Origin of the sequence: Oceanospirillum linum (genome assembly GCF_001995095.2) — a bacterium.
Classification (GTDB): Bacteria; Pseudomonadota; Gammaproteobacteria; order Pseudomonadales; family Halomonadaceae; genus Oceanospirillum; species Oceanospirillum linum.
Genome location: NZ_MTSD02000007.1, coordinates 80054 through 102255, shown reverse-complemented (window position 1 = coordinate 102255; position 22202 = coordinate 80054). Strand labels below are relative to the sequence as shown.

At 49.2% G+C, this 22202-nt stretch carries 20 protein-coding genes and 1 riboswitch; of the genes, 9 read left to right on the top strand and 11 right to left on the bottom strand.

The annotated features are described in order from the left end of the window. Positions 1-137: 137 nt before the first annotated feature. Positions 138-1010 carry a coiled-coil domain-containing protein gene (locus tag BTA35_RS14085; RefSeq protein WP_078320458.1) on the bottom strand — a complete coding sequence of 291 codons (873 nt, stop codon included), beginning with the start codon at positions 1008-1010 and terminating at the stop codon, positions 138-140. A gap of 369 nt (positions 1011-1379) precedes the next feature. Between BTA35_RS14085 and BTA35_RS14080 the strand changes: the two genes are divergently transcribed. The 5 genes from BTA35_RS14080 to BTA35_RS14060 all read left to right on the top strand — a co-directional run bounded on the left by BTA35_RS14080 (position 1380) and on the right by BTA35_RS14060 (position 6536). After that, on the top strand, positions 1380-1964 hold the full coding sequence (locus BTA35_RS14080) for a superoxide dismutase (RefSeq protein ID WP_078320457.1): 585 nt from the start codon (positions 1380-1382) through the stop codon (positions 1962-1964). Between the two features lie 121 nt (positions 1965-2085). Further along, on the top strand, positions 2086-2586 hold the full coding sequence (locus tag BTA35_RS14075; protein ID WP_139363672.1) for a putative pterin-binding protein: 501 nt from the start codon (positions 2086-2088) through the stop codon (positions 2584-2586). A gap of 40 nt (positions 2587-2626) precedes the next feature. Beyond that, entirely contained in the window at positions 2627-4468 is a 1842-nt protein-coding gene (locus BTA35_RS14070; protein WP_139363671.1) for an ATP-binding protein, read from the top strand. A gap of 61 nt (positions 4469-4529) precedes the next feature. Next, the gene (msrA, locus tag BTA35_RS14065; protein WP_103989759.1) at positions 4530-5168 is read left to right on the top strand and encodes a peptide-methionine (S)-S-oxide reductase MsrA; all 639 of its coding nucleotides are present in this window, start codon (positions 4530-4532) and stop codon (positions 5166-5168) included. 96 nt (positions 5169-5264) lie between these two features. Continuing rightward, positions 5265-6536 carry an NAD(P)/FAD-dependent oxidoreductase gene (locus tag BTA35_RS14060; RefSeq protein ID WP_078320454.1) on the top strand — a complete coding sequence of 424 codons (1272 nt, stop codon included), beginning with the start codon at positions 5265-5267 and terminating at the stop codon, positions 6534-6536. 271 nt (positions 6537-6807) lie between these two features. Here BTA35_RS14060 and BTA35_RS14055 read toward each other — a convergent pair whose 3' ends face one another. The 4 genes from BTA35_RS14055 to BTA35_RS14040 all read right to left on the bottom strand — a co-directional run bounded on the left by BTA35_RS14055 (position 6808) and on the right by BTA35_RS14040 (position 10670). Beyond that, positions 6808-9120: a heavy metal translocating P-type ATPase gene (locus tag BTA35_RS14055; RefSeq protein WP_078320453.1), complete on the bottom strand. Its 2313-nt coding sequence runs from the start codon at positions 9118-9120 to the stop codon at positions 6808-6810. Between the two features lie 162 nt (positions 9121-9282). Next, positions 9283-9489, bottom strand: coding sequence for a cation transporter (locus BTA35_RS14050; RefSeq protein WP_139363670.1), 207 nt, complete (start codon positions 9487-9489; stop codon positions 9283-9285). A gap of 189 nt (positions 9490-9678) precedes the next feature. Continuing rightward, entirely contained in the window at positions 9679-10143 is a 465-nt protein-coding gene (locus tag BTA35_RS14045) for a c-type cytochrome (RefSeq protein ID WP_238377605.1), read from the bottom strand. 125 nt (positions 10144-10268) lie between these two features. Next, the gene (locus tag BTA35_RS14040) at positions 10269-10670 is read right to left on the bottom strand and encodes a hypothetical protein (RefSeq protein ID WP_139363669.1); all 402 of its coding nucleotides are present in this window, start codon (positions 10668-10670) and stop codon (positions 10269-10271) included. Positions 10671-10811: 141 nt separating this feature from the next. Here BTA35_RS14040 and ygfZ point away from each other — a divergent pair, with 141 nt between their 5' ends. Further along, entirely contained in the window at positions 10812-11762 is a 951-nt protein-coding gene (gene ygfZ / locus BTA35_RS14035; protein ID WP_078320449.1) for a CAF17-like 4Fe-4S cluster assembly/insertion protein YgfZ, read from the top strand. A gap of 137 nt (positions 11763-11899) precedes the next feature. Here ygfZ and ung read toward each other — a convergent pair whose 3' ends face one another. Further along, positions 11900-12589 (bottom strand): uracil-DNA glycosylase, encoded by a 690-nt coding sequence (gene ung, locus BTA35_RS14030; protein ID WP_078320448.1) that lies wholly within the window; start codon positions 12587-12589, stop codon positions 11900-11902. Between the two features lie 158 nt (positions 12590-12747). On the opposite strand from ung, the gene BTA35_RS14025 reads away from it, so the two are divergent. Continuing rightward, entirely contained in the window at positions 12748-13260 is a 513-nt protein-coding gene (locus BTA35_RS14025) for a DinB family protein (protein WP_078320447.1), read from the top strand. 129 nt (positions 13261-13389) lie between these two features. On the opposite strand, the gene metE is transcribed toward BTA35_RS14025, so the two are convergent. Further along, positions 13390-15756: a 5-methyltetrahydropteroyltriglutamate--homocysteine S-methyltransferase gene (metE, locus tag BTA35_RS14020; protein WP_078320446.1), complete on the bottom strand. Its 2367-nt coding sequence runs from the start codon at positions 15754-15756 to the stop codon at positions 13390-13392. A gap of 141 nt (positions 15757-15897) precedes the next feature. Here metE and BTA35_RS14015 point away from each other — a divergent pair, with 141 nt between their 5' ends. Then, on the top strand, positions 15898-16812 hold the full coding sequence (locus BTA35_RS14015; protein ID WP_338013016.1) for a LysR family transcriptional regulator: 915 nt from the start codon (positions 15898-15900) through the stop codon (positions 16810-16812). Positions 16813-16890: 78 nt separating this feature from the next. After that, positions 16891-17048: riboswitch (FMN riboswitch) on the top strand. A 141-nt stretch (positions 17049-17189) separates the two neighbouring features. Further along, entirely contained in the window at positions 17190-17858 is a 669-nt protein-coding gene (gene ribB, locus BTA35_RS14010; protein WP_078320444.1) for a 3,4-dihydroxy-2-butanone-4-phosphate synthase, read from the top strand. A gap of 99 nt (positions 17859-17957) precedes the next feature. Here the strand turns inward: ribB and BTA35_RS14005 are convergent, their stop codons facing one another. The 4 genes from BTA35_RS14005 to BTA35_RS13990 all read right to left on the bottom strand — a co-directional run bounded on the left by BTA35_RS14005 (position 17958) and on the right by BTA35_RS13990 (position 21484). Further along, positions 17958-18521 (bottom strand): adenine phosphoribosyltransferase, encoded by a 564-nt coding sequence (locus tag BTA35_RS14005; protein ID WP_238377604.1) that lies wholly within the window; start codon positions 18519-18521, stop codon positions 17958-17960. 163 nt (positions 18522-18684) lie between these two features. Continuing rightward, a complete protein-coding gene (locus BTA35_RS14000) occupies positions 18685-19974 on the bottom strand; it encodes an NCS2 family permease (RefSeq protein WP_078320443.1) in 1290 nt (429 codons plus the stop codon). Positions 19975-20216: 242 nt separating this feature from the next. Further along, a complete protein-coding gene (locus tag BTA35_RS13995) occupies positions 20217-20828 on the bottom strand; it encodes a riboflavin synthase subunit alpha (RefSeq protein WP_078320442.1) in 612 nt (203 codons plus the stop codon). A gap of 83 nt (positions 20829-20911) precedes the next feature. Further along, a complete protein-coding gene (locus tag BTA35_RS13990) occupies positions 20912-21484 on the bottom strand; it encodes a 2-hydroxychromene-2-carboxylate isomerase (RefSeq protein ID WP_078320441.1) in 573 nt (190 codons plus the stop codon). Between the last annotated feature and the right edge of the window lie 718 nt (positions 21485-22202).

Genomic DNA, 22202 nt, shown 5'->3' with positions numbered 1-22202 from the left:
ATCACCCGGTTCATCTGAAACGTTAACCTCGGTGTTAAGCAGGATGTATGGCTAATGGCTACGTTTAAAACAAAACCTCCACGCCATAAAATGCAAAAAGGACGGCGAACCGTCCTTTTCATACTCATAAGCGGCCCTTATTGAGCGGGGGCAGATGCTGCCGCTGAGGGAGAGTTATTCTTTATCAGCCCTTTCATTTCCAGTTGCAGCCGGTTCACATCGGTGTTCAGGCGGGTAACGTTACTGGTCAACTGACGACGGGAAGCGTCAATAGCATCCAGGCGCTCACCATAAACACTCAAGGTTTCTTTAACGTTCAGCATAGCTTCATTACCAAGGCCTGCCTGCTCCTGTTTCATATCACTCAGGCGGGACTTAACATCCTTCACTTCAGAATTAAGATCATCCAGCCCTGCATCCAGACGGGATTGCTTATCCTGCAAAGTTTCCAGCGCCGCCCTTGCCTCAGCAAGATCTGAAGAGATCGCCACCAGCCGTCCATTAAATACCTGTTGCTCTGTCTGTAGGGCTTTGTCTTTATTTTCCCGGACAGCCTTCTCATCAGCCAGCGCAGCCAGTTGTCCTTTCTGGGCCGCTTCCAGTTCCTTGAGCGCTTTAGCAAGTGTATCCAAGGTCTTTTTATTCTGGGCGATATCAACCTTATTACGTTTATTACTCAGATCCCAAAGCTTGCGAATCTCATGCTCAGAGTCTTTCAAACGTTTTTTCAGGGTACTGCCGGACTGGGATAGATCCCGCCCTGTGGCCACTAACTCATCTTCCAATAACTGGATACGTTGCGTTGCCTGCTCCAGACTCGCCTGCTGCTGTTTGAGTGCACCTGACAGTTGAGTATTCTGATAAAGAGCAACGCCAATAGCCCCAACCAATAAAGCGACAACAAGCCAAAGCACGTATTTACTGCTGCGACCTGTGCCCCCTGGTTTTCCAGGCCGGGTTGGTGCGGGCTCATCCCGCTGGGCAGTAATTTTCATATTATCAGGTGACATATTCAGGATCCGGGCCAGTTTTATATAAAATTCAGTTCAGCTAACGCAAAATTCACCAATGCACTACCACGTCCCACCGGTGCAATACCATGCTATACATCTGATAAGATTATTACATCGGGTTACGGAAATAAATGCACCACAGGCTAATATAGCCTGAGTTTTAACAACTTTTTCCGTCCAAATAATATCCAACTGTTCCACTCAGAAATAGAAACCCCGCAAATGAAGTGCTATTATTTACGCACTTTAAAACAGATGCTTGCCGGTGGCGCTAAGATCCGGCAATCAAAATCTGAAAAAAAATGGTCGAAGTATCGTATACGATAACTTCATACTTTTTGACGTGAGTTGATGGAGAAAACAACCATGGCGTTTGAATTACCTGCACTGCCGTATGACAAATCAGCACTTGAGCCACACATCTCAGCTGAAACCCTGGAGTTCCACCACGGCAAACACCACAACACATACGTGGACAAACTGAATGGTCTGGTTCCGGGTACTGAGTTTGAAGGTAAAACACTGGAAGAAGTCATCAAAGCTGCACCTGCCGGCCCTGTCTTCAACAATGCAGCGCAGATCTGGAACCACACTTTTTACTGGAACAGTCTGTCTCCAAACGGTGGCGGCCAACCAGCTGGCGCTCTGGCAGATGCAATCAATGCCAAATGGGGTTCTTTCGAAGCTTTCCAGACTGAGTTTAACGACAAAGCTGTAAACAACTTCGGCTCCAGCTGGACCTGGTTGGTTAAGAACGCTGACGGTTCTCTGGAAATCGTTAACACCAGCAACGCGGGTACGCCAATGACTGCCGGTCAAACAGCTCTGCTGACAGTTGATCTGTGGGAACACGCTTACTACATTGACTACCGTAATGTTCGTCCTAAGTACCTGGAAGGTTTCTGGGCTCTGGCGAACTGGGACTTTGCAGCGGCTAACTTCGCAGCATAAGTTTAGGTTAAAATTCTTCGGAATTGCCTAACCGGCTGCTATTTCAGTGGCCGGTTTTTTTTCGCCTGAAAAATATAAAATAGTTACAAATCATCATACGAAACACGTAGGAGTCTGATCTATGAAGGCAACCCCTATGTCAGACTGGCGATATTTAGCTCGAATTGCGTTTATGACGTTGTTGCTGCTCTTTTTGTCCCTGGATGCGATGGCACAGCGCCCGATATTAACGGTTCAAAGTGAAGATGCCTCAGTAAGCTTTACATTAGCCGAATTCAAAGCCCTTCCAACCACTCAGGTTCGTACCAAAACGATCTGGACCGATAAAGAGCATACCTTCTCATCCGTGACATTCAAAGATCTGATGAAACATTTGCAAATTGACCCTAAAGGTAAACACGTTACGATGATCGCCCTCAACGATTACGCTATTCAGGTAGCCGTTGAGACCCTTATTGAACATAGTGCTTTTATCGCCTATGCCATAGACGGAAAAAGAATGCGTATCCGAGACAAGGGGCCCCTCTGGGTTCTTTACCCATTCTCTGATCAACCTGCCATTAATATTCCTCCCTATCAGGCCCACGCCATCTGGCAATTAAAAACACTTGTTGTAAATTAGATTAGATAATCTGCTGTTCCGCCGTTGGAGTGCTGCTGTCGTGATAAAAAATAGACGCTCAGGCCTGATCAAACCTGTGGTACTGGCTTTAAGCCTTATCGTGCTGGTGTTCTTTATTGCAGCATCTCTGTTTCGGCTGGAAAGAGAGATCGAAGAGTTCTCCATGCTGACCAAAGACGAACGTTACTGGAACAGTACCCGGATTGAAGTTGAGCTTCTGAGGCTGATCAACGAGCTGAATACATTCATTGTTACGCCATCGGCAGACCAGTCCGATGATGTCAGCTTTCGTATGGAGATTCTCTGGAGTCGCATCAATATCATCTCCTCCGGCACCACTCGCCAACTCATCGAACAGCTTGACGGAGATATACTCGCAGAAGTTGAACACCTGCAGACCATTATGATCAATCTGGAAGATGACCTTGAAACCCTGACCCCAGAGCAGGCCAAACGCTACGTTGAGCGTATGCAGAGTTTTATCCCACGCTTTATGCACTCATCACGAACGATCGCTTCAGCCATATCTGAAACCGAGAGCCGTTTTGCTGTTAAAGTTCAGGAAAATTATCGCTGGGTTGTCTTTCTCCTGATCAGCATTCTGGCTGTAGCCGGTATATTCACACTGATCAACTACCTGGAGCTGCGCCGGAATCAACGACTTGCGCTGAAAGCTGAAGCTGCAAACCAAAGTAAAAGCTACTTCCTGTCCAATATGAGTCATGAAATAAGAACCCCGCTCAATGGAATACTTGGCTCGATTGCGCTTCTGAAGATGGAAAAGGAGATTCAGAAGCTGCCAGGCACCGCTTCTCTTCTGGAAGATATCAATGCCTCCGGAGAGGCTCTGTTAAATCTGATCAATAATGTTCTGGATCTTTCCAGGCTGCAGCAGAAAAAGATGCCCATTGAAGCCAAAGCCTTCGACCTGATTCTTTGTGCTAAAAATGCGCGCTCAGTCATCAATGCCAGTCTGACAGAAAAAAAACTGGACTTCGTACTGGATATAGCACCAAACCAGCCACAAGAGATCATCAGCGACCCACTTCGCCTGCAGCAGGTTATGATCAACCTGCTGGGTAATGCCGTAAAATTTACTGAAACGGGCTGTATTACGTTACGTATTCGCCTGATATTACCCGACACCCCACTGGAGCAGGCTTCGTCAGCTTCTATGGAAAGAATTGAAAGCACTCTGCATATCGAGATTGAAGATACGGGTATCGGTATCTCTGAGGATGTGCAGAAGCAACTGTTTACGCCATTTACTCAGGCGGACAGCTCCATCACCCGACACTACGGTGGCAGTGGGCTTGGCCTCTCTCTATGTCGGGAGATTATCGCCGCTATGAATGGACAGGTTGGCGTACAGAGCACGCCCGGACAAGGGTCTGTTTTCTGGTTCAATATTCCGGTTCAGATAAAACAAGAACAGCTGATAGCTTCTTCAGCACGGGGGCAGATACCCTCCGAGATAAGCTCTGTAGCCCTCGAGTCTGAGTCCGTATTAGTCGTAGAAGACAACCCAGTGAATGCAAAGCTGATCACCACCATTCTCAGTCGAATGGGATATGAAACCGAGCTTGCCGAGAATGGCCGGATTGCCCTAGAAATGTGTCATGGGAAAAAGTACAGCCTTATCATGATGGACTGTCAGATGCCGGTGATGGACGGGCTGACCTGTAGCCAGGAGATCAGGCGGGGTAGTGGCCCCAACAGAAACACAGCCATTGTCGCATTAACCGCCAATGTCATGACGGTTGACCGGCAAAGTTGCCTTGATGCCGGTATGCAGGACTTTCTGGCAAAACCACTGGATATGAGCCTGCTCCAGCAATCTCTCAAGCGCTGGAACGGAACACCCGTAACGGACAAACAGTGAAAACCTGAATCCATTAGCCTGGCTATTGCGTATTCCTGGTTATCATCTAAGGAGTTTTTCTATGAAAACGTCATCATCCATGGCTCGGCACCTTTCCTCTGTAACCGGAAAAGTTATCGCTCTTTTTTTTATCTCCGCTACCTTACTGATCAGCCCTGTCAGCCAGGCTAAAGAAGCCCGAGCCATTTTTGCCGGAGGGTGCTTTTGGTGCATGGAGCCGCCTTTCGATAGCACTGAAGGGGTTATCAGCACGACATCCGGTTATACCGATGGCCATAAACAGAATCCAACTTACCGGGAAGTTTCTGCCGGTATGACAGGTCACACTGAAGCTGTAGAGATCATTTATGATCCTGAGGTTGTCAGCTATCAAACATTGCTTGATATCTTTTGGGTGAACATTGACCCTTTCGCAGTCAATCGCCAATTTTGCGATGCCGGTAGACAGTACCGCTCAGGCATCTACCCGCTGGATGATGAACAGAGCCGCCTGGCTGAAATAAGTAAGGCAGAGCACCAGCAAAATTTTAATCAGAAAATTCAGACTGAGATTAAGCCTGCAAGTACTTTTTATCCGGCAGAAGACTATCACCAGGATTACTATATGAAAAATCCTATTCGGTATACTTTTTACCGAAGCAGCTGTGGTCGTGATAATCGTTTAAAAGAAGTTTGGGGCGATAAATTCAAAAAACACTAATTTTGACTTTACTAATATAATAGAAAATTACTAAGATAGATCGCAGGCTTATAAGAAAACAATAAATAACGCCTTTCACCTCAAAGGAGGCCTGCGATGGCTCATATCGTTATTCTAGGTGCCGGAACCGGCGGCATGGCAGCGGCGTACGAGTTGCGCCACAAACTGGATAAATCTCATGAGATTACCGTAATCAACGAAAGGGACTACTTTCAGTTTGTCCCATCCAACCCCTGGATAGCCGTTGGCTGGCGTGACTCAGAAGAGGTTAGTTTCAAAATTGCCCCTCACCTTCAGAAACACAACATAAGCTTTATCCCTCAGGCGGTGGACACCATCAGCCCTGAAGGCAATAGCCTGACCCTGATTAATGGCGAAACCGTTAACTATGATCACCTGCTGATTATGACCGGTCCAAAACTCGCCTTTGATGAAGTTGAAGGCTCAGGCCCCCATGGCGGATATACACAATCTGTTTGCTCCCTGCCCCACGCCCTGGACTCCTACAAGGATTTTGAGCAACTTTGCGAAGATCCCGGCCCGGTGATTGTCGGCGCCATGGCTGGTGCCAGTTGTTTCGGCCCTGCCTATGAGTACGCTTTCATACTGAATAAAGAGCTGCAAAACCGTAAAATTCGCGACCAGATACCCATGACCTTTGTCACCAGCGAACCCTATATCGGTCATCTGGGTTTAGGTGGCGTTGGTGACTCTAAGTCGATGCTCGAATCTGAGTTACGTGCTCACCATATCAAATGGATCTGTAACGCCAAAGTATCTAAAGTTAAAGAAGGCACCATGTATGTCGATGAGCACAACGACAGCGGCGAAGTCATCAAACAACATGAGTTACCATTTAAGCACTCAATGATGCTGCCCGCGTTTAAAGGTGTAGATTGTGTCGCAAATGTCCCGGATCTTTGTAACCCACGGGGCTTTGTTAAAATTGATGACCATCAGCGCAGCACAGCCTATAGCAACATCTGGTCCGCAGGTGTCTGCATCGCCATTGCTCCGACTGAAGTGACACCTGTACCGACTGGCGTACCAAAAACCGGCTATATGATTGAGTCTATGGTCACTGCCATTGTTGAGAACCTGGATGCCGTACTGAAAGGTAAAGAACCTGAAGCACAGGCTACCTGGAACGCTATATGCCTTGCGGATATGGGCGATACGGGTGCAGCTTTTGTTGCCATTCCACAGATCCCACCGCGCAACGTCAGTTGGTTTAAAAAAGGAAAATGGGTACACCTGGCGAAGGTAGCTTTTGAGAAATACTTTATCCGCAAAATGAAAACCGGCAACCCTGAGCCCTTCTATGAGAAACAGCTTCTCAAAATGATCGGTGTCGAGCGCTTGAAATAGTGCTAACGAATAGCATAGAACTCTGCTAGTCCGTTTACTCAGGCAACCTCTAACCGAGGCAATCTGACATAACTGATAGGACACGGGAGCCAAGCAGCTCCCGTTTTTTTATCATTACTTAAAATTCAGTGACGCTATTGACCCGAGTTTGGCCGCTTCAGCCAAAACCACCAGATCACCAACCCGATCAGCACCGCACCAGTCAGATTTACCAATACACTCATTATCTGTATCTCCGCTGTTTATCCACCTATTATCCGCCGACAGAGGGTTATGCATCTACCGACAACTTTTTCAGCCGCAAACGATTAGCGTTACTTACCACTGTCACCGATGACATCGCCATGGCAGCCCCGGCAAAGGCCGGATTCAGTAAAAAACCATACAGGGGGAATAACACCCCAGCGGCCAACGGAATACCGATACCGTTATAGATAAAAGCCCCCAGCAGGTTCTGCTTGATATTGTTCACGGTCAGTGAAGAGATCTCCATGGCATCAGCGATCCCCTGTAGAGAACCCCGCATTAGCGTCAAATCTGCGCTCTCAATGGCGATATCGGTTCCCGTTCCAATCGCCATACCCACATCCGCCTGAGCCAATGCAGGTGCATCATTGATACCGTCACCCACCATAGCCACTTTAAGCCCCTGCTGCTGCAGCTTACGGATCTCATTAGCCTTATGATCCGGCATGACCTCAGCGATCACCTGATCAATACCCACTTCGCTCGCCACTGCCTGAGCCGTTATAGGATTGTCTCCGGTCAGCATCATCACGGTCACACCCTGTTTTTTCAGGCGGGCAATAGCAGCTTTCGAGTCTTCTTTCACAGGATCAGCAACCGCTAACACCCCGACCACAGACTCACCCACCGCCAACAGCACCGGAGTTTTACCTTGCTCTGCAAGAGCCTGCATCCTGGCTTTGGCAGCCCCCGGATCCAGCTTAAAGTGCTCCATCAGGGCACTGTTACCTAACAGTAAGCGCTGGCTAACCATATGATCCGGCGAAGCATCAGAAGAACCCTGTTCAGTAAACTGTCCCTGAATACCTTGCCCGGCTACCGGCTTAATATCGCTGGCTTCCTGGATGGAAACACCTTCAAGCTTCGCCTGGTTTACAATCGCCTGGGCCAGTGGATGCTCGGAGGCGACTTCCAGGCTGGCAGCGAGTCTGAGCAGATCCTGTTCCGTGAAGCCCTGTGCTTTACCTGCAGCCAGCAGCACCAGATCCGTCACTTCGGGATGCCCCTGAGTGACCGTCCCCGTTTTATCCAGCACCACCACATCCACTTCTGTCGCCTGCTGCAGGGCATCGCCCCGGCGAATCAGAATACCGTGCTCCGCCGCTTTACCCACACCCACCATAATGGACATCGGCGTCGCCAGGCCCAAAGCACAGGGGCAAGCGATCACTAACACCGTCATGGTGGTCACCAGCATATAAGCGGAAACCGGTTCCGGGCCAAAGTTAAACCAGGCCAGTGCCGTCAGCACCGCGATAATCAGTACCGTGGGCACAAACACCGCGGCGATCTTATCCGCCAATCGGCCCAGTGCCGGTTTGGCATTCTGCGCCTGCCGCACCTGATCGATAATCTTCGCCAGCGCAGTATCGCTGCCAACCCGCAAGGTGCGGATGCGAATGGTGCCGCTCTGGTTTAATGTACCGGCAGTGACTTCATCGCGTTTCTTTTTACTCACGGGCATCGGCTCGCCGGTCAGCATGGATTCATCGACCCGGGTTTCCCCTTCCATCACCTTGCCATCCACCGGAATTTTTTCCCCCGGACGCACCCGGATCATATCCCGTTTCTGGATCGACTCGATGCGCATATCCACCTCTTCACCATCTTCCTTTCGGATCAGACGGGCCGTTTCCGGTTGTAGAGTCAATAGCTTACGAATCGCCTGGGAGGCCTGACCCCGGGCCCGGCTTTCTAACGCCTGCCCCAGATTGACCAGACCGATAATAAAGACGGCGGCTTCAAAATAGACATGACGGGCCTGCTCCGGCACCAGATCCGGCCAGAGGGAGATCAGCATCGAGAACAGCCAGGCGGTTCCCGTACCCAAAGCGATCAGGGTATCCATATTGGCATAGTGATTTTTAAACGCGGCCCATGCCCCCCGATAGAAGTGGCCACCGGAATAAACCATCACTGCCAGTGTCATAAGCCCGGTGATCTGCCAGAATATTTGCCCGGATGCATGATTCAGCATCGGCATACCGTCCCAGAACATCATCGCCATCAGTGGAATACCCAGCGCCAGCGCGGCGGCGGTTTTCTTCAGTTGCTGATGGTAGTGGGTGCGCTCTTCTGCCTGACGTTCATCTTCGCCGTAGTCATCATCCAGCAAGGTGGCACCAAAGCCGGCCCCTTCAACCGCCGCAATCACTTTCGCCGGTTCCACCGATGCAAGGACACTGGCAGAACGATCCGGCAGATTAACCTCAGCTTTCTCAATACCTTCCAGCTGATCCAGCGCACTCTGTACCTGCTGCACACAGCTGGCACAGTGCATTCCGCGCAGGGCAAAACGGTATGTTTGCCCTTGATCGGTTTTATTGGTGACAGGCATAACCCCTTTCCTCACAAACGACTCACTTCGCTCAAATCGCACCCGATCAGGGAAGAGAGTAAAATTCCTGGCTATCAGAAACAGCAGATCCGGCCTAAGCCGGATCACAAATACAGGTCACAACAGATAGTTTAAAACCATTGGTCCTTAAGACTTTTAGTCTCAATCCTTTTTCTCTTCCGCATCAAAACCCGCTTCTTCCACCGCATCGATCAGATCTTCTACCTTCATCGTGCCGGTAACGTGGGCTTCATAAAGCGTCACATCAGCCTGCTCAACGCCATCCACCATCATCAGGGCGGTGATTACCGAGTTCACACAACCGTTACAGGATAAACCTTCCAGAGTAATAACCACTTCTTTGCTCACAATAATCCCCTCTATAAAAATCTGAACCCAGAGCTACCCGTGGCTCACCGAGCGCACCGGACAAAATAAAGCACACCATACAAAATAGTCGGGAAAAGCGAAACACCGTTCGCATAACAGAGCAAACATAAAGCTTAAACCCTAAAGAAAACTTTAGGGTCAAGCTTTTACCAACCTAAACGACTCTGTTTAATGCTTAGGTCGGCTCCAGGCCTGATAGATCTCATCCGGCCAACGGGACTGAAACCAAGCCATCACCGCATTGATCTCCTCATCCGACAGCTTCTCACCCCAGGCGGGCATGTCAGAAGGCACATCTGGCCCACGGCCATATTTGATCACACCCCGTAACTGATCAAGGGAGTGATGCCACGCATGGCCGGTGCCATTAAGTGGCGGCGGTAGGTAACGACCATCATCAGCCGGTTTACGCCAGTCGGGGTTGCCTTGACCAAAACCACCATGACACTGGGCACAATTCGCCTGATACAGCGGTTTACCTTGGCTTACCATTGACTCGGTATACCAGCGATCAGCATTGTTATTATCAACGCCACCCATACTCTCGCCGCTTTCTTTACCATGTTCACTACAGGCAGATAGGGTTACGGTGAATAAAACCGCCATCAAAACACGCTTTAACAATATTGGCACGGGTTAATCCTTACACTGACATTAATGCATTTGCATTGAAAAACCACAGCCCTAACAAACATACAGGCTGCGTGAAATTGCTCTCAAAGTGTTGTGTTCAACGTTATGACGTAACGCAAGGATTTTTAATTCAGCCAGCAGCAATACAGTCGATGTAACCGTCGATTAGGAGAGAAAAGCGTGGGAATTATCCGACCACTGACGCGAAGAAGGTCAAAGCTCAGCAGTAAGACAAACAACAGTAATAGAGCAATTAACTGAACATCCGCTAATGTGATCGGCTGTAGGCCATCATCACAGCAACTCATTGCCGGTGCAGAATGCTTTTGATGTGCTTGACGCATCAAAGATACCTGCGGGGAAAGATGATCTGTATTAGCCAAATTTTGTGTATCAACCAAATATTGAGGTTTAGCCAAATCAGCCTGCGACGACAGACCCGCCATACATTGCAACAACAACATAAGCGAAGCCACCAGCACTGGGCCGGCTTTGGTCACGATTTGCGTAACAGGGTTATACATCATGAATGCCGGTCGATTCCTAACAGCTTACTTAAGAGTATCAAAAATAAATCCTAGGCTTTCAGTAGGGTAAGGGTTGAAAACAGGACTTGGAAAACCAATCTTAGAAAAAAGTTCCATCATAGCACCGGAGCCCGGATTTTTATGGAAGCAAGCACAAGTACTAATCGCCACACAGAACTGCCCGCGATAGAGATCTCGTTACAGGAACAGGCAAGAAAGCTCGGCACCACCAGCACCTTCAGTCCACTAGCCCGTATGGGGGTACTTCTGATTAAAGGCGATATGGCAGCCAAAATGCTGCACGGTCAAGCCAGTCAGAAGATTGAGGATCTGCCGGAAGGTGAACTGCGCCTTTCTCTGCTGACCTCACCTAAAGGCCGCCCCTACGCGACGTTTTATGTGGTGCGCCACCCGGAAGGCCTGCTGCTGTTATTGCCACGCTCAACACTGGAAACGACCCAAACCAACCTGAGCAAGTTTGCGCCCCTGTACCGCTGCACCTTTGAGGACAGATCCGATGAGATCGCGGTTATCGGCTTTAACCATGCAGATGCCACCGCAGAGCATGTTAATATTTTCGCCCTTCCCGGAGTGACCGGGCGCAGTATCGGCCTGTGCAGCTTTGAGACTCTGAAGACGCTTTTTGACAACACGCTGACACCGGTATCCGAAGCCGCCTGGAATCTGACTCAGATCGAAAATGGGCAGATTCTGCTTGAGCAGAGCCACACCGATCAGTTTATTCCTCAGATGCTCAATTATCAGGCCACCGGTGCCATCAGCTTTAAGAAAGGCTGCTACACCGGCCAGGAGATTATCGCCCGTGCTCAATATCGCGGCGGTGTTAAGAAGCGTCTGCAGCGATTAGTCGGTGATGGCGAAGCTAAAGTTGGCGATAAAGTGATCTGTCTGATGGAAGGGGATAAAACCGAAGCTGGCGAAGTGCTATTAAGCGCTATCAACGCTGAAGGCAAAACCGAGCTGTTAGCGGTATTGAAAGATAACACACTGGAAGAGCCACTGTTGACCGCAGATGATCAGCCACTAACCCTGATCGAACTGCCTTACGGGCTGGAAAAGCAGGAGATCTGATCTTCTTTCCTCTTGTTTTTCCTTTCGTGGGTAAGAGATCCCCAAACAAAGGGCGCGAATCTTTCGATTCGCGCCCTTTGTTTTTCTATCGGCTCACAGCAAGCATAATCATTCCTGAATGACCATTCCAAAAAAGATCAGTCTTCCGGTTGCTCCGGCAGTTGCCAGTTGATCGGCTGTTTGCCACGGGAGATCAGAAAATCATTGGCCTGACTAAACTGATGATTACCAAAGAATCCGCGGTGAGCGGAAAGCGGTGATGGGTGTACCGACTTCAGCACCAGATGTTTGTTCTGATCCACAAAAGCCGCTTTCTTTTGGGCATAGCTGCCCCACAGCAGAAACACCACACCATCAAGCTGTTCGTTAATAATGTGAATCACCTTATCGGTGAACTGCTCCCAGCCTTTTTTCTGATGGGAACCGGCATTGGCCTGCTCTACCGTCAGAACCGCATTAATCATCAACACGCCCTGTTTCGCCCAACTGGTCAGATAACCGTGATTCACCGGCTGTATACCCAAGTCATTTTGCAGCTCCTTATAGATATTCACCAGAGATGGTGGCGTTTTAACTCCAGGGCGCACCGAGAAGCACAAACCATGGGCCTGATCCGGGCCGTGGTAGGGGTCTTGTCCCAGAATAACCACCTTAACCTGATCCAGCGGCGTGTACTTAAACGCATTAAACCAATCCGAGGAGTGTGGGTAGATCACCTTGCCCTGTGCTTTTTCCTGCGCCAAAAAAGCTTTCAGATTCTGCATATAAGGCTGTTCGAACTCACCGCCCAGCACTGCCAACCAATCATCCGGCAGATCAATCGCCATAACTTGTCTATCCCGCTGATTAAAAATTTCAGGGATTTTATCAGATTAGCCCTATGTTGAGGCATTAGCTTCCCATAGCAGTGATACACTGGTGGTAAAGAGCATCGCAACCCTTTCATAAAGCGGCTTGTTTAATTCGTCGAAAAAGGAGTCTTTTTATGCACGCCCAACAAGCTCGGGATCTTGCATCCTACAACCGCTGGATGAATGAAAGCATCTACGCAGCCTGTGCAAAAATATCCGACCAAGAGAGAAAAGAGGACAGAGGGGCATTCTTTAAATCCATTCATGGCACCCTGAACCATCTCTTACTGGGCGATAAAATCTGGTTGGGTCGCTTTCTTAATGAACCCTTCCAGGTTTCAGGACTGAATCAGGAACTGCATTCCGATTTTGAAGCGCTTCAGGCTGACCGCAAAATAACGGATCAGAAAATAACCGACTGGAGCCATCAGTTAACCGACGAGGCTCTTCAGGACGAACTCAGATACACCAGTATTGTGAACCCTATTACGCGTAAATATGAGCTGTGGCTTGCTGTGACTCATTTTTTTAACCATCAGACACACCATAGAGGGCAGCTGACCACTCTGCTTAATCAGCTGGGCATCGATGTGGGTGTTACCGACCTGATCTGGCTCCCAGAAGTTATTGAGCGTAACGCGCCCTGATTCTTACCTGATACGCACTTGATTCCCCTAAGCGATCATCAACACAAACAAAACCCCCACTATCCCAGAGAATCAGATAGCGGGGGTTTTGTGCATTTTCAGGTTGCGATTGCAGAGGCTATCTCGGTTTTATACCGGTTCTGCTTCCCTCTGCACCTGAACCGGCACCTGTGATGAGGCCTCGCCGGAAGCCGTCTGCAGACGAAGTATCCGTGCTGCAGCGACCATATTCTCCAGCGCGGGAATCACCTCTGCCCACTGACGGGTTTTCAGGCCGCAATCCGGGTTTACCCAAAGGCGTTCTGCGGGAATACGCTCTGCCGCTTTACTCATCAGACTTACCATCTGCTCTACGGATGGAATATTCGGTGAGTGAATATCATAGACGCCAGGGCCGATCTCATTCGGGTATTCAAAAGCTTCAAACACATCCAGCAACTCCATATCGGAGCGCGATGTTTCGATGGTGATCACATCAGCATCCATACGGGCGATGGATTCGATAATGTCGTTAAACTCCGAGTAACACATATGGGTGTGGATCTGGGTTTCATCGGACACACCGTTGGCGCTGATACGGAAACAGTTCACCGCCCAATCCAGATAATGCTGCCATTCGCTGCGACGCAGGGGCAGGCCTTCACGCAGGGCCGCTTCATCGATCTGGATCACGTGCACCCCAGCAGCTTCCAGATCCTGAACCTCCTGACGGATCGCCAGCGCCAGCTGCATACAGCTCTCTTTGCGGGGCTGATCATCCCGTACAAAGGACCAGTTCAGAATGGTTACCGGGCCGGTGAGCATGCCTTTCATCGGTTTATCGGTCAGGGACTGAGCAAACTGCGTCCAGGCAACGGTCATCGGTTCCGGGCGGCTGATATCACCAAACAGGATCGGCGGCTTCACACAGCGGGAACCGTAAGACTGTACCCAGCCAAAGCGACTGAAGGCATAACCTTCCAGCTGTTCGCCGAAGTATTCCACCATATCGTTTCGCTCGGCTTCACCGTGCACCAGCAGATCCAGTCCCAGTTTTTCCTGCTCCAGCACTGCACGTTCGATCTCGGCTTTCATCTGCGTCTGATAATCCGCCTCACTCAGCTCATGTTTTTTGTACGCCAGACGGGCTTTGCGGATCTCAGCGGTCTGCGGGAAAGAGCCTATGGTTGTGGTTGGATACAGCGGTAGCTTTAAGCGTTCAGCCTGTTTGGCCGCTCGCTGAGCATAAGCGCTTTGGCGCTGACCAAAACCTGAGGTAACCCCTCCCACACCAGCTTTCACCGAGCGGTTATGCACCCGCTCAGATAGTCGACGGCTGGTAATAGCCGCCTGATTATCCGCCAGCTGTTCCGCTACGGCTTCACGTCCTTCATTAACGGCACGGCCCAACAGCTGCACTTCCACCAGTTTCTGCCGGGCAAAAGCCAACCAACGAATCAGTTCACTATCCAGGGTCGCGGGCTTATCTTCATCCCCGGAGACTTCGCTTTCCAGATCCACAGGTACATGCAGCAATGAGCAGGAGGGCGCCAACCACAGGCGATCGCCCAGCTTAGCGGCCACCGGTTCCAGCCAGTCCAGAACACGTTTAAGATCCGTCTTCCAGATGTTACGGCCATCCACTGCGCCAATAGACAGCACTTTATGACCCGGCAGCCAGTCCACAACTTTAGTCACTTCCTCCCGACCGCGAACGCCATCAATATGTAAGCCTGCCACAGGCAGGTTGCAGGCCAGCTGCAGATTATCCTGGAGTGTTCCAAAGTAGGTAGCAACCAGCACCTGGGGCCGATTGGCTTTCAGGGTGTGATAGGCGTGCTCAAAGGCCTGCTTCCAACGGGTATCCAGATCAGTCACCAATATCGGTTCATCGATCTGAACCCAAGCCACACCGGCATCCGCCAACTGTTCCAACAGTGCACTGTACACCGGCAGCAACTGATCCAACAGTGCCAGCGGATCAGAACCATCTTTCGCTTTACTCAACCAAAGGTAGGTCACCGGGCCAATAATCACCGGCTTGGCTTTGGCCAACCCCAGCTGAATCTGCGCTTCAGCCAGTTGAGTCAGAATACGTTCCGGGTTAAGACTGAATCGGGTATCAGCGGTCACCTCAGGTACAATATAGTGGTAGTTGGTATCAAACCATTTGGTCATCTCTCCGGCATGCACACTGTTACAGTCACTGTCCTGGGCCGAACGCCCCCTAGCAACGCGAAAGTAACGATCCAGCTCACTACCTTCAAGCCCCTGAACCCGCGCAGGCAAGTTCCCCAGGGTGAAACTCATATCCAGCACCTGGTCGTAAAGTGAAAAATCTCCCACAGGCACCAGGTCAAGATCAGCTTGCTGCTGCCAGTTAGCAGCACGAATCAATTTTGCGGTGCTCAGCAGCTGATCCGCTGAAGACGCCCCTTTCCAGAAACCTTCCTGGGCAAATTTCAGTTCCCGCTTTGCGCCGATACGGGGGAAGCCCAGGTTGTGTACTAAAGCCATTTTAATTCCTTACAAATCTCAGTTTGCGTCTTTTTCGCGCCTTATCTCAACGCTATTCAATCCATGGCTGTAGCCTAAATCATGCAATCTATGAAAAATAATGGTACTTTCTCATAAAATCATTAGCTTTTTTCATAGGTAATAGCGACAAAGAGGAATGTAGAGAGAATAATTGAACGTACTCATCTGAATATTCTGCGTGCTATTGATAAGCAAGGCTCTCTGACCGCTGCCTCAGAAAGCCTGTACCTGACTCAGTCAGCCCTTAGTCACACCATCAAAAAGCTGGAAGGCCAGATTGGCAGCCCTCTATGGCTAAAAGATGGCCGTAAGGTGCGCCTAACACAGGCCGGAGAGTATCTGCTAAAAGAGGCTAAACGCATTCTGCCTCAGCTGGAACGCATCGATGAAAATCTGAGTCGCTTTGCCCGCAACGAACAGGGCAGTTTGCATATTGGTATGGAGTGCCATCCCTGCTATCAGTGGCTACTGAAGGTAGTGTCGCCCTTTATGGATATTTATCCATCAGTAGATCTGGATGTTAAACAACGCTTTCAGTTTGGTGGCATGGCGGCGCTGTTTAACCACGATATCGACATTTTAGTGACACCTGACCCGATCTGGCGCGAAGGGATTGTGTTTGAGCCGGTGTTCCCCTACGAGCAAGTATTAGTCGTGCATCAGCACAATCCGCTGGCGAACCATCCCTGGATCGCCCCGGATCAGCTTGCCAGCGAAACCCTGTTCACCTATCCGGTGGAGATCGAACGGCTGGATATCTTTCAACAGTTTCTGCTACCGGCCCATTGTCGACCGCAAAAACATAAAACACTGGAAGCCACTGAAATCATTCTGCAAATGGTGGCTGCCAATCGTGGTGTGGCAACACTACCGGCATGGTTAGGACGGGAATACGCCGAGAACCTGCCCATTGCGCTGGTAAAGCTGGGAAAAGAGGGCATTCAGAAACAGATCTTTCTGGGAGTACGCCAGCAGGATGAAGATAACCCTCATATCCGACGCTTTATCTGTCTGGCGAAGGAAACCGGGCTCTGATTGCAGGAAATAGAATAAATCTCTTTTTCGGATCAATTTATTCACTTGGGTGAACATGGCTGTTTGATTAATATAACACGGTATTCTCAGGGCGGGGTGAAACTCCCCACCGGTGGTAAATCTGTTTCCTACAGAAAGCCCACGAGCGCCTGCAGCTGACTTGTCAGCAGCAGGGTCAAGCAGATCTGGTGTAACTCCAGAGCCGACGGTTATAGTCCGGATAAAAGAGAATTACAGGTGGCCTTTTTATGGCTACCTGTTTTGCTATACCTGCCAAAAGGTAGCCGTATCCTATGAAGATACGAACGCCTCACGTTAAGCAGATATGCCTCTTGCCGCCCTGATTCTGGTTATTATTCACTCAAAAGAGCATTACCATGAATCAGCAAAACCCATCAAAAAATCATAATCTTTCCTTTTTCGGCACACCTGTTCAGCGCGTAGAACGAGCTATTGCAGCGTTACAAAAAGGACAAGGTATTCTGGTATTGGATGATGAACATCGTGAAAATGAAGGTGATCTGATCTTCGCTGCGGAAACCATGACCCATGAACAGATGGCACTGATGATCCGAGAGTGTTCCGGCATTATCTGTCTCTGCTTACCGGAAGAACGTATTAAACAGTTAGAACTACCGATGATGGTTCAGGATAATACCAGTACCAATCACACCAACTTTACGGTCAGTATTGAAGCGGCTACCGGCGTCAGCACAGGTGTATCTGCCGCAGACAGAGTCACCACAATTCAGGCAGCCATTGCGGATAACGCCCAACCTTCCGACCTGAAAAAACCTGGACATGTCTTCCCGCTAAAAGCCAACACTAAGGGCGTTCTCGGACGGCGGGGGCATACGGAAGCCAGTGTCGATATGGCGCAGCTGGCCGGGCTGAAACCCTTTGGCGTACTTTGCGAACTCACCAATGAGGATGGCACCATGGCACGGTTACCGGAAGTTATCCGGTTTGGCCACAAGCATCAGATGCCGGTATTAACAATTGAAGATATTGTGGCTTACCGGCAAAAAGCCAAACAGGTCGCCTAAGCGCTCATTATAAAACGGGCATGACGCCCGTTTTCCACGTGACTAAAGCATTAGCTGTAAAACACAGGCCGCCTTAATAAAGTCAGCCCATATACGCCGCTAATCCCCTTCAAACTCGCAGATTGAATAAACATCAATACCCTGCTCTCTCAGCTTTGCAGAACCGCCCAGATCCGGCAGATCAATAATGGCTGCAGCTTCAACCACCTCAGCACCCAGACGCTTGATCAGGTTCGCAGCGGCAATCATAGTACCTCCTGTGGCGATCAGATCATCGATCAGCAACACCTTGTCACCGGGTTTAAAAGAGTCGGTATGCAACTCAACGGTGGCGGAGCCATATTCCAGTTCATAGCTTTCCTGAACCGTTTCAAAAGGCAATTTACCCTTTTTACGCACAGGAATAAAACCGGTATTCAGCTCATAAGCAATGGGAGAACCCAGAATAAAACCACGGGCATCAACACCCGCTACGGCATCAATCTCATGGTCATAATAGCGATGAACAAAAGTATCAATTAGCTTGCGAAAAGCCTTTTTGTTCTGAAAAAGAGGTGTGATGTCCCGGAACATAACGCCTTCTTCCGGCCAATCCGGTACCGTACGGATTACGGATCTCAAATAGTCAATATTGTTCATGCTGTTATCGGTACGATCTGTCATGGTAAAACCTTAAATGGTGAAACGGATGCTGCCTGCAGCATTATTAACGCTGTTGTATTATTTACAGCACGAAAAAAACCATAGGCCAAAAGCCAGGCAAACAAATGCCGACCCATGGGTCGGCATTGTGTTTACTGCAAAAGCAGTAGCGTATGAAGATTAATTAAAGGAAAACAAACTTCAGTACGAACAGAGCGGCCAGGATCAGAACGCTCAGGGATACATCTTCACGACGGCCGGACAGCAGTTTAATACCGGCATAAGTGATAAAGCCGAAGGCGATACCGTTAGCAATCGAGAACGTCAATGGCATCGCAATTGCCGCTACAAACACAGGTGCAGCTTCGGTCAGATCTTTCCAGTCCACCTCTGCCAGCCCGGCGGTCATCAATACCGCTACGTAAAACAGCGCGCCTGCTGTTGCATAGGCCGGAACAGAGCCCGCTAACGGTGCAAAAAACAGTGACAGTAAAAACAGCCCTGCAACAACAACCGCTGTTAAACCCGTGCGGCCACCGGCAGAAATACCGGCAGTACTTTCGATATAGCTGGTCGTAGTTGACGTACCCAGAGCAGCACCAGCCATCGTCGCAGTACTGTCAGACATCAGAGCACGGCCCAAACGTGGCAGGCGCTTATCTTTGTCCAGCAGACCGCCCTGCTGAGCAACCGCTACCAGAGTGCCTGAGGTATCAAACAGATCCACAAACAGGAATGCAAAGATAATGCTCAGCATGCCCACTTCAAGGGCACCGGCAAGATCCATCGCCATAAAAGTAGGTGCAAGGCTTGGCGGCATAGAGACGACGCCATTCAGCTCATTAAGCCCCATTACAATCGATAGTACTGTGACCACCAGAATACCGATCATAACGGAACCCAGAACCCGGCGGTAAGACAGCGACACAATAATAAAGAAGCCGACGATGGCCAGAATAACACTTGGGTCAGACAGATCACCCATAGTCACCAGTGTTGCAGGACTATCCACAACAATACCGGCACTCTTTAATGCAATCAGAGCCAGGAAAAGGCCAATACCCGCTGCGATACCCAGTCTCAGGGACAGAGGGATACTGTTAATGATCCACTCCCGTATCTTAAACAAGCTGAGAACGGTGAAGATCAAACCGGAAAAGAATACAGCTCCAAGAGCAGATTCCCAGCTGTAGCCCATCTCCATCACCACGGTAAAGGTGAAAAAGGCGTTTAGCCCCATACCGGGAGCCAATGCAATCGGATAGTTAGCCCACAGCCCCATAATCAGAGTACCGATAGCTGCTGCAAGGCAGGTTGCGACGAATACAGCGCCGTAATCCATACCTGCCAGCTTCAGAATCGATGGGTTAACAAAGATGATGTAAGCCATTGTCAGGTAGGTGGTGATACCTGCAACAACTTCCGTTTTTACGTTGGTATTGTGTTCACTAAGCTTAAACAATTTTTCCAGCATGGGTTTTGCCCTGAACCAGTCCAAAAACAATAAAACCCGGAAAACATAGTTTCCAGGTTTCAACAGATAGCGATACAGTCAAAGCTGCATTTGCGGCAATCTTAGCCAAAAGTAGGGTAAAAATCGAGTAAATGGAGCAGAAACTCCAGCTATTTTCTTAAAAAAATTAGTCTCTGTTTTTTAAGCACCGTAACGTAGCAGAAAACTACGACGACATATTACCCCGCACAATAAGAGTGCCGCTAAAATTTTTGCTGAGCCATAACCCGTTCTACCGTATCCACAATTGCCTGAGTCTGGGGGTCGATCTCGATATTGATACGACTGCCAATACTTCGCTGCCCAATTGTGGTTCTCTCCAACGTTTCCGGTATCAGGTTGACACAAAAACAACCATTCTCAATTTCACCGACTGTCAGACTAATGCCATCAATACCCAGGTAGCCTTTCTCAAAAACATACTTTTCATACCCTTTCGGCAACGAAAACCAGATACGGTAGTTATTATCGGACTCCATAATATTCACAACATCTGTCGTACACATGATATGTCCTGACATTGCATGTCCACCGATCTCATCACCAAAGCGGGCAGCACGCTCTATATTGACTGAATCACCGACCTGGAGTTCACCAAGGTTTGTCAGACGTAACGTTTCCTGCATCAGATCAAAGCTAACCCTGTTACCTTTGATCTCTGTTACCGTTAGACAGCAACCATTGTGCGCAACGCTGGCCCCTATTGATAACCCCTCGGTCAGGCGACCGGGCATTGTCACAATATGAGTACGGAAATCATCTTTCTCAATCAGTTTAATCAGTGTTGCTACGCCTTGGACAATACCGGTGAACATAACGCTTCCTAGTGGCTATTAGTAAATGGAAGATATAAGTATCTATATTTTGGCATCCCCAGTGACTGCCATAAGACTACTGCTCAGGAGATCTGCAGATGGTACTTCAGCTGAAGAATACGATCACAACCAAAGAAGGTCTCATCATTCACAAACAGGGTCGGAGCACCAAAAGCGCCCTTATCCGCTGCTCGCTGAGTATTATCCATCAGCGCAGCCTTTCCCTCTTCGCTTTTTGCGTAATCCAGCGCATCCTGCCCTAATAAAGAGAGTATAGTGTCATCATTGATAATATCCTGCCCCTCGCCCCAAAACAGCTCGTACAGTGCCAGGCTCTTCTCAGCACGAAGCTTATTGGGCAAACTCATCAAAGCACGCATCACATAAACAGTGTTACAGGGAAAGCTGGCAGGCATGTTGTAAGGCACCTGAAGATAGCGCGCCATGCGAGGCAGATCCTGATCGAACAGATAGGTTTTCTTCTCCGCCATCACCTGTGGCGGTTGGTTACCCGTCAGCTTGAACAGGCCCGGCAGAAACAGTGGCTGCCAGATCACCTCACAACCGGCTTCCCGCTCCAGCTCTTCCAGCTGAACAGCCGCCAGATAGCTATACGGACTGACAATATCGTAAAAAAATTCAACCTGTTTAGTCATTGATAAAAGCCTTTGCGTTGTGGTCGCTTATATTTTATTTGTCATTTTTATTCATTAGCATTCATTGAACATCCGATGCTGATGCTAACCGAATCATAACGCCAGTTTCCGACAGAGAATACTGTTCAGAATCAATAAGGGTGACCGTATGTTCGCCGGTGTTGCATGAAGTCCGTTACAGGCATGTCCACCGATGATACGACATTGTCATCCAGCCAGATTTTCTGACGCGATAAAATAATCTGAACATTCTGCGGACTATATCCTTTTTCATCACGCCAAACACAGAAAGAGGTCTCATTCAGCTCAAGCTGAGCTAAAAATATCACGTTTCTACAAACGATTATTCTGTAATTAAATAACCCTATAGAACAAATGCAATGCGTAAACCTTTTTTTACATTAAAACCCACTAAGCCAGATTGACCCGCCAGACCTTCGTCTTTAGTATTACGCCCATAGGGTCGCGCAGCATTTTCCAGTGTTTGAAGGCGCGTAATAAATTTGCAAACGGGTTTGTCCAGTGTTGGATCATCTTCTCAGGAAAATGATCGCTTTACTCTGAACACTTTCTGGTTGGAGACTAGGGTAGTCTTCGAAGGAAAGATCTCTTTTGAGAGACCCTCTGTTAGCTCTTGCATATATACTTCCGCCCCCACCAAATTTGGTGGGGGCTTTTTTTTGTCTGCAAAATACTAATGTGGGCAATATGCGCAAGC

Bases quoted from the DNA above. Each gene is read 5' to 3' on its own strand.
- BTA35_RS14005 (WP_238377604.1), bottom strand. From the start codon at position 18,521: ATGACAGATCGTACCGATAACAGCATGAACAATATTGACTATTTGAGA.
- BTA35_RS14060 (WP_078320454.1), top strand. From the start codon at position 5,265: ATGGCTCATATCGTTATTCTAGGTGCCGGAACCGGCGGCATGGCAGCG.
- ung (WP_078320448.1), bottom strand. From the start codon at position 12,589: ATGGCGATTGATCTGCCGGATGATTGGTTGGCAGTGCTGGGCGGTGAG.
- msrA (WP_103989759.1), top strand. From the start codon at position 4,530: ATGAAAACGTCATCATCCATGGCTCGGCACCTTTCCTCTGTAACCGGA.
- BTA35_RS13990 (WP_078320441.1), bottom strand. From the start codon at position 21,484: ATGACTAAACAGGTTGAATTTTTTTACGATATTGTCAGTCCGTATAGC.
- ygfZ (WP_078320449.1), top strand. From the start codon at position 10,812: ATGGAAGCAAGCACAAGTACTAATCGCCACACAGAACTGCCCGCGATA.
- BTA35_RS13995 (WP_078320442.1), bottom strand. From the start codon at position 20,828: ATGTTCACCGGTATTGTCCAAGGCGTAGCAACACTGATTAAACTGATT.
- BTA35_RS14075 (WP_139363672.1), top strand. From the start codon at position 2,086: ATGAAGGCAACCCCTATGTCAGACTGGCGATATTTAGCTCGAATTGCG.
- BTA35_RS14000 (WP_078320443.1), bottom strand. From the start codon at position 19,974: ATGCTGGAAAAATTGTTTAAGCTTAGTGAACACAATACCAACGTAAAA.
- ribB (WP_078320444.1), top strand. From the start codon at position 17,190: ATGAATCAGCAAAACCCATCAAAAAATCATAATCTTTCCTTTTTCGGC.
- BTA35_RS14085 (WP_078320458.1), bottom strand. From the start codon at position 1,010: ATGTCACCTGATAATATGAAAATTACTGCCCAGCGGGATGAGCCCGCA.
- BTA35_RS14040 (WP_139363669.1), bottom strand. From the start codon at position 10,670: ATGATGTATAACCCTGTTACGCAAATCGTGACCAAAGCCGGCCCAGTG.
- BTA35_RS14025 (WP_078320447.1), top strand. From the start codon at position 12,748: ATGCACGCCCAACAAGCTCGGGATCTTGCATCCTACAACCGCTGGATG.
- BTA35_RS14080 (WP_078320457.1), top strand. From the start codon at position 1,380: ATGGCGTTTGAATTACCTGCACTGCCGTATGACAAATCAGCACTTGAG.
- BTA35_RS14055 (WP_078320453.1), bottom strand. From the start codon at position 9,120: ATGCCTGTCACCAATAAAACCGATCAAGGGCAAACATACCGTTTTGCC.
- metE (WP_078320446.1), bottom strand. From the start codon at position 15,756: ATGGCTTTAGTACACAACCTGGGCTTCCCCCGTATCGGCGCAAAGCGG.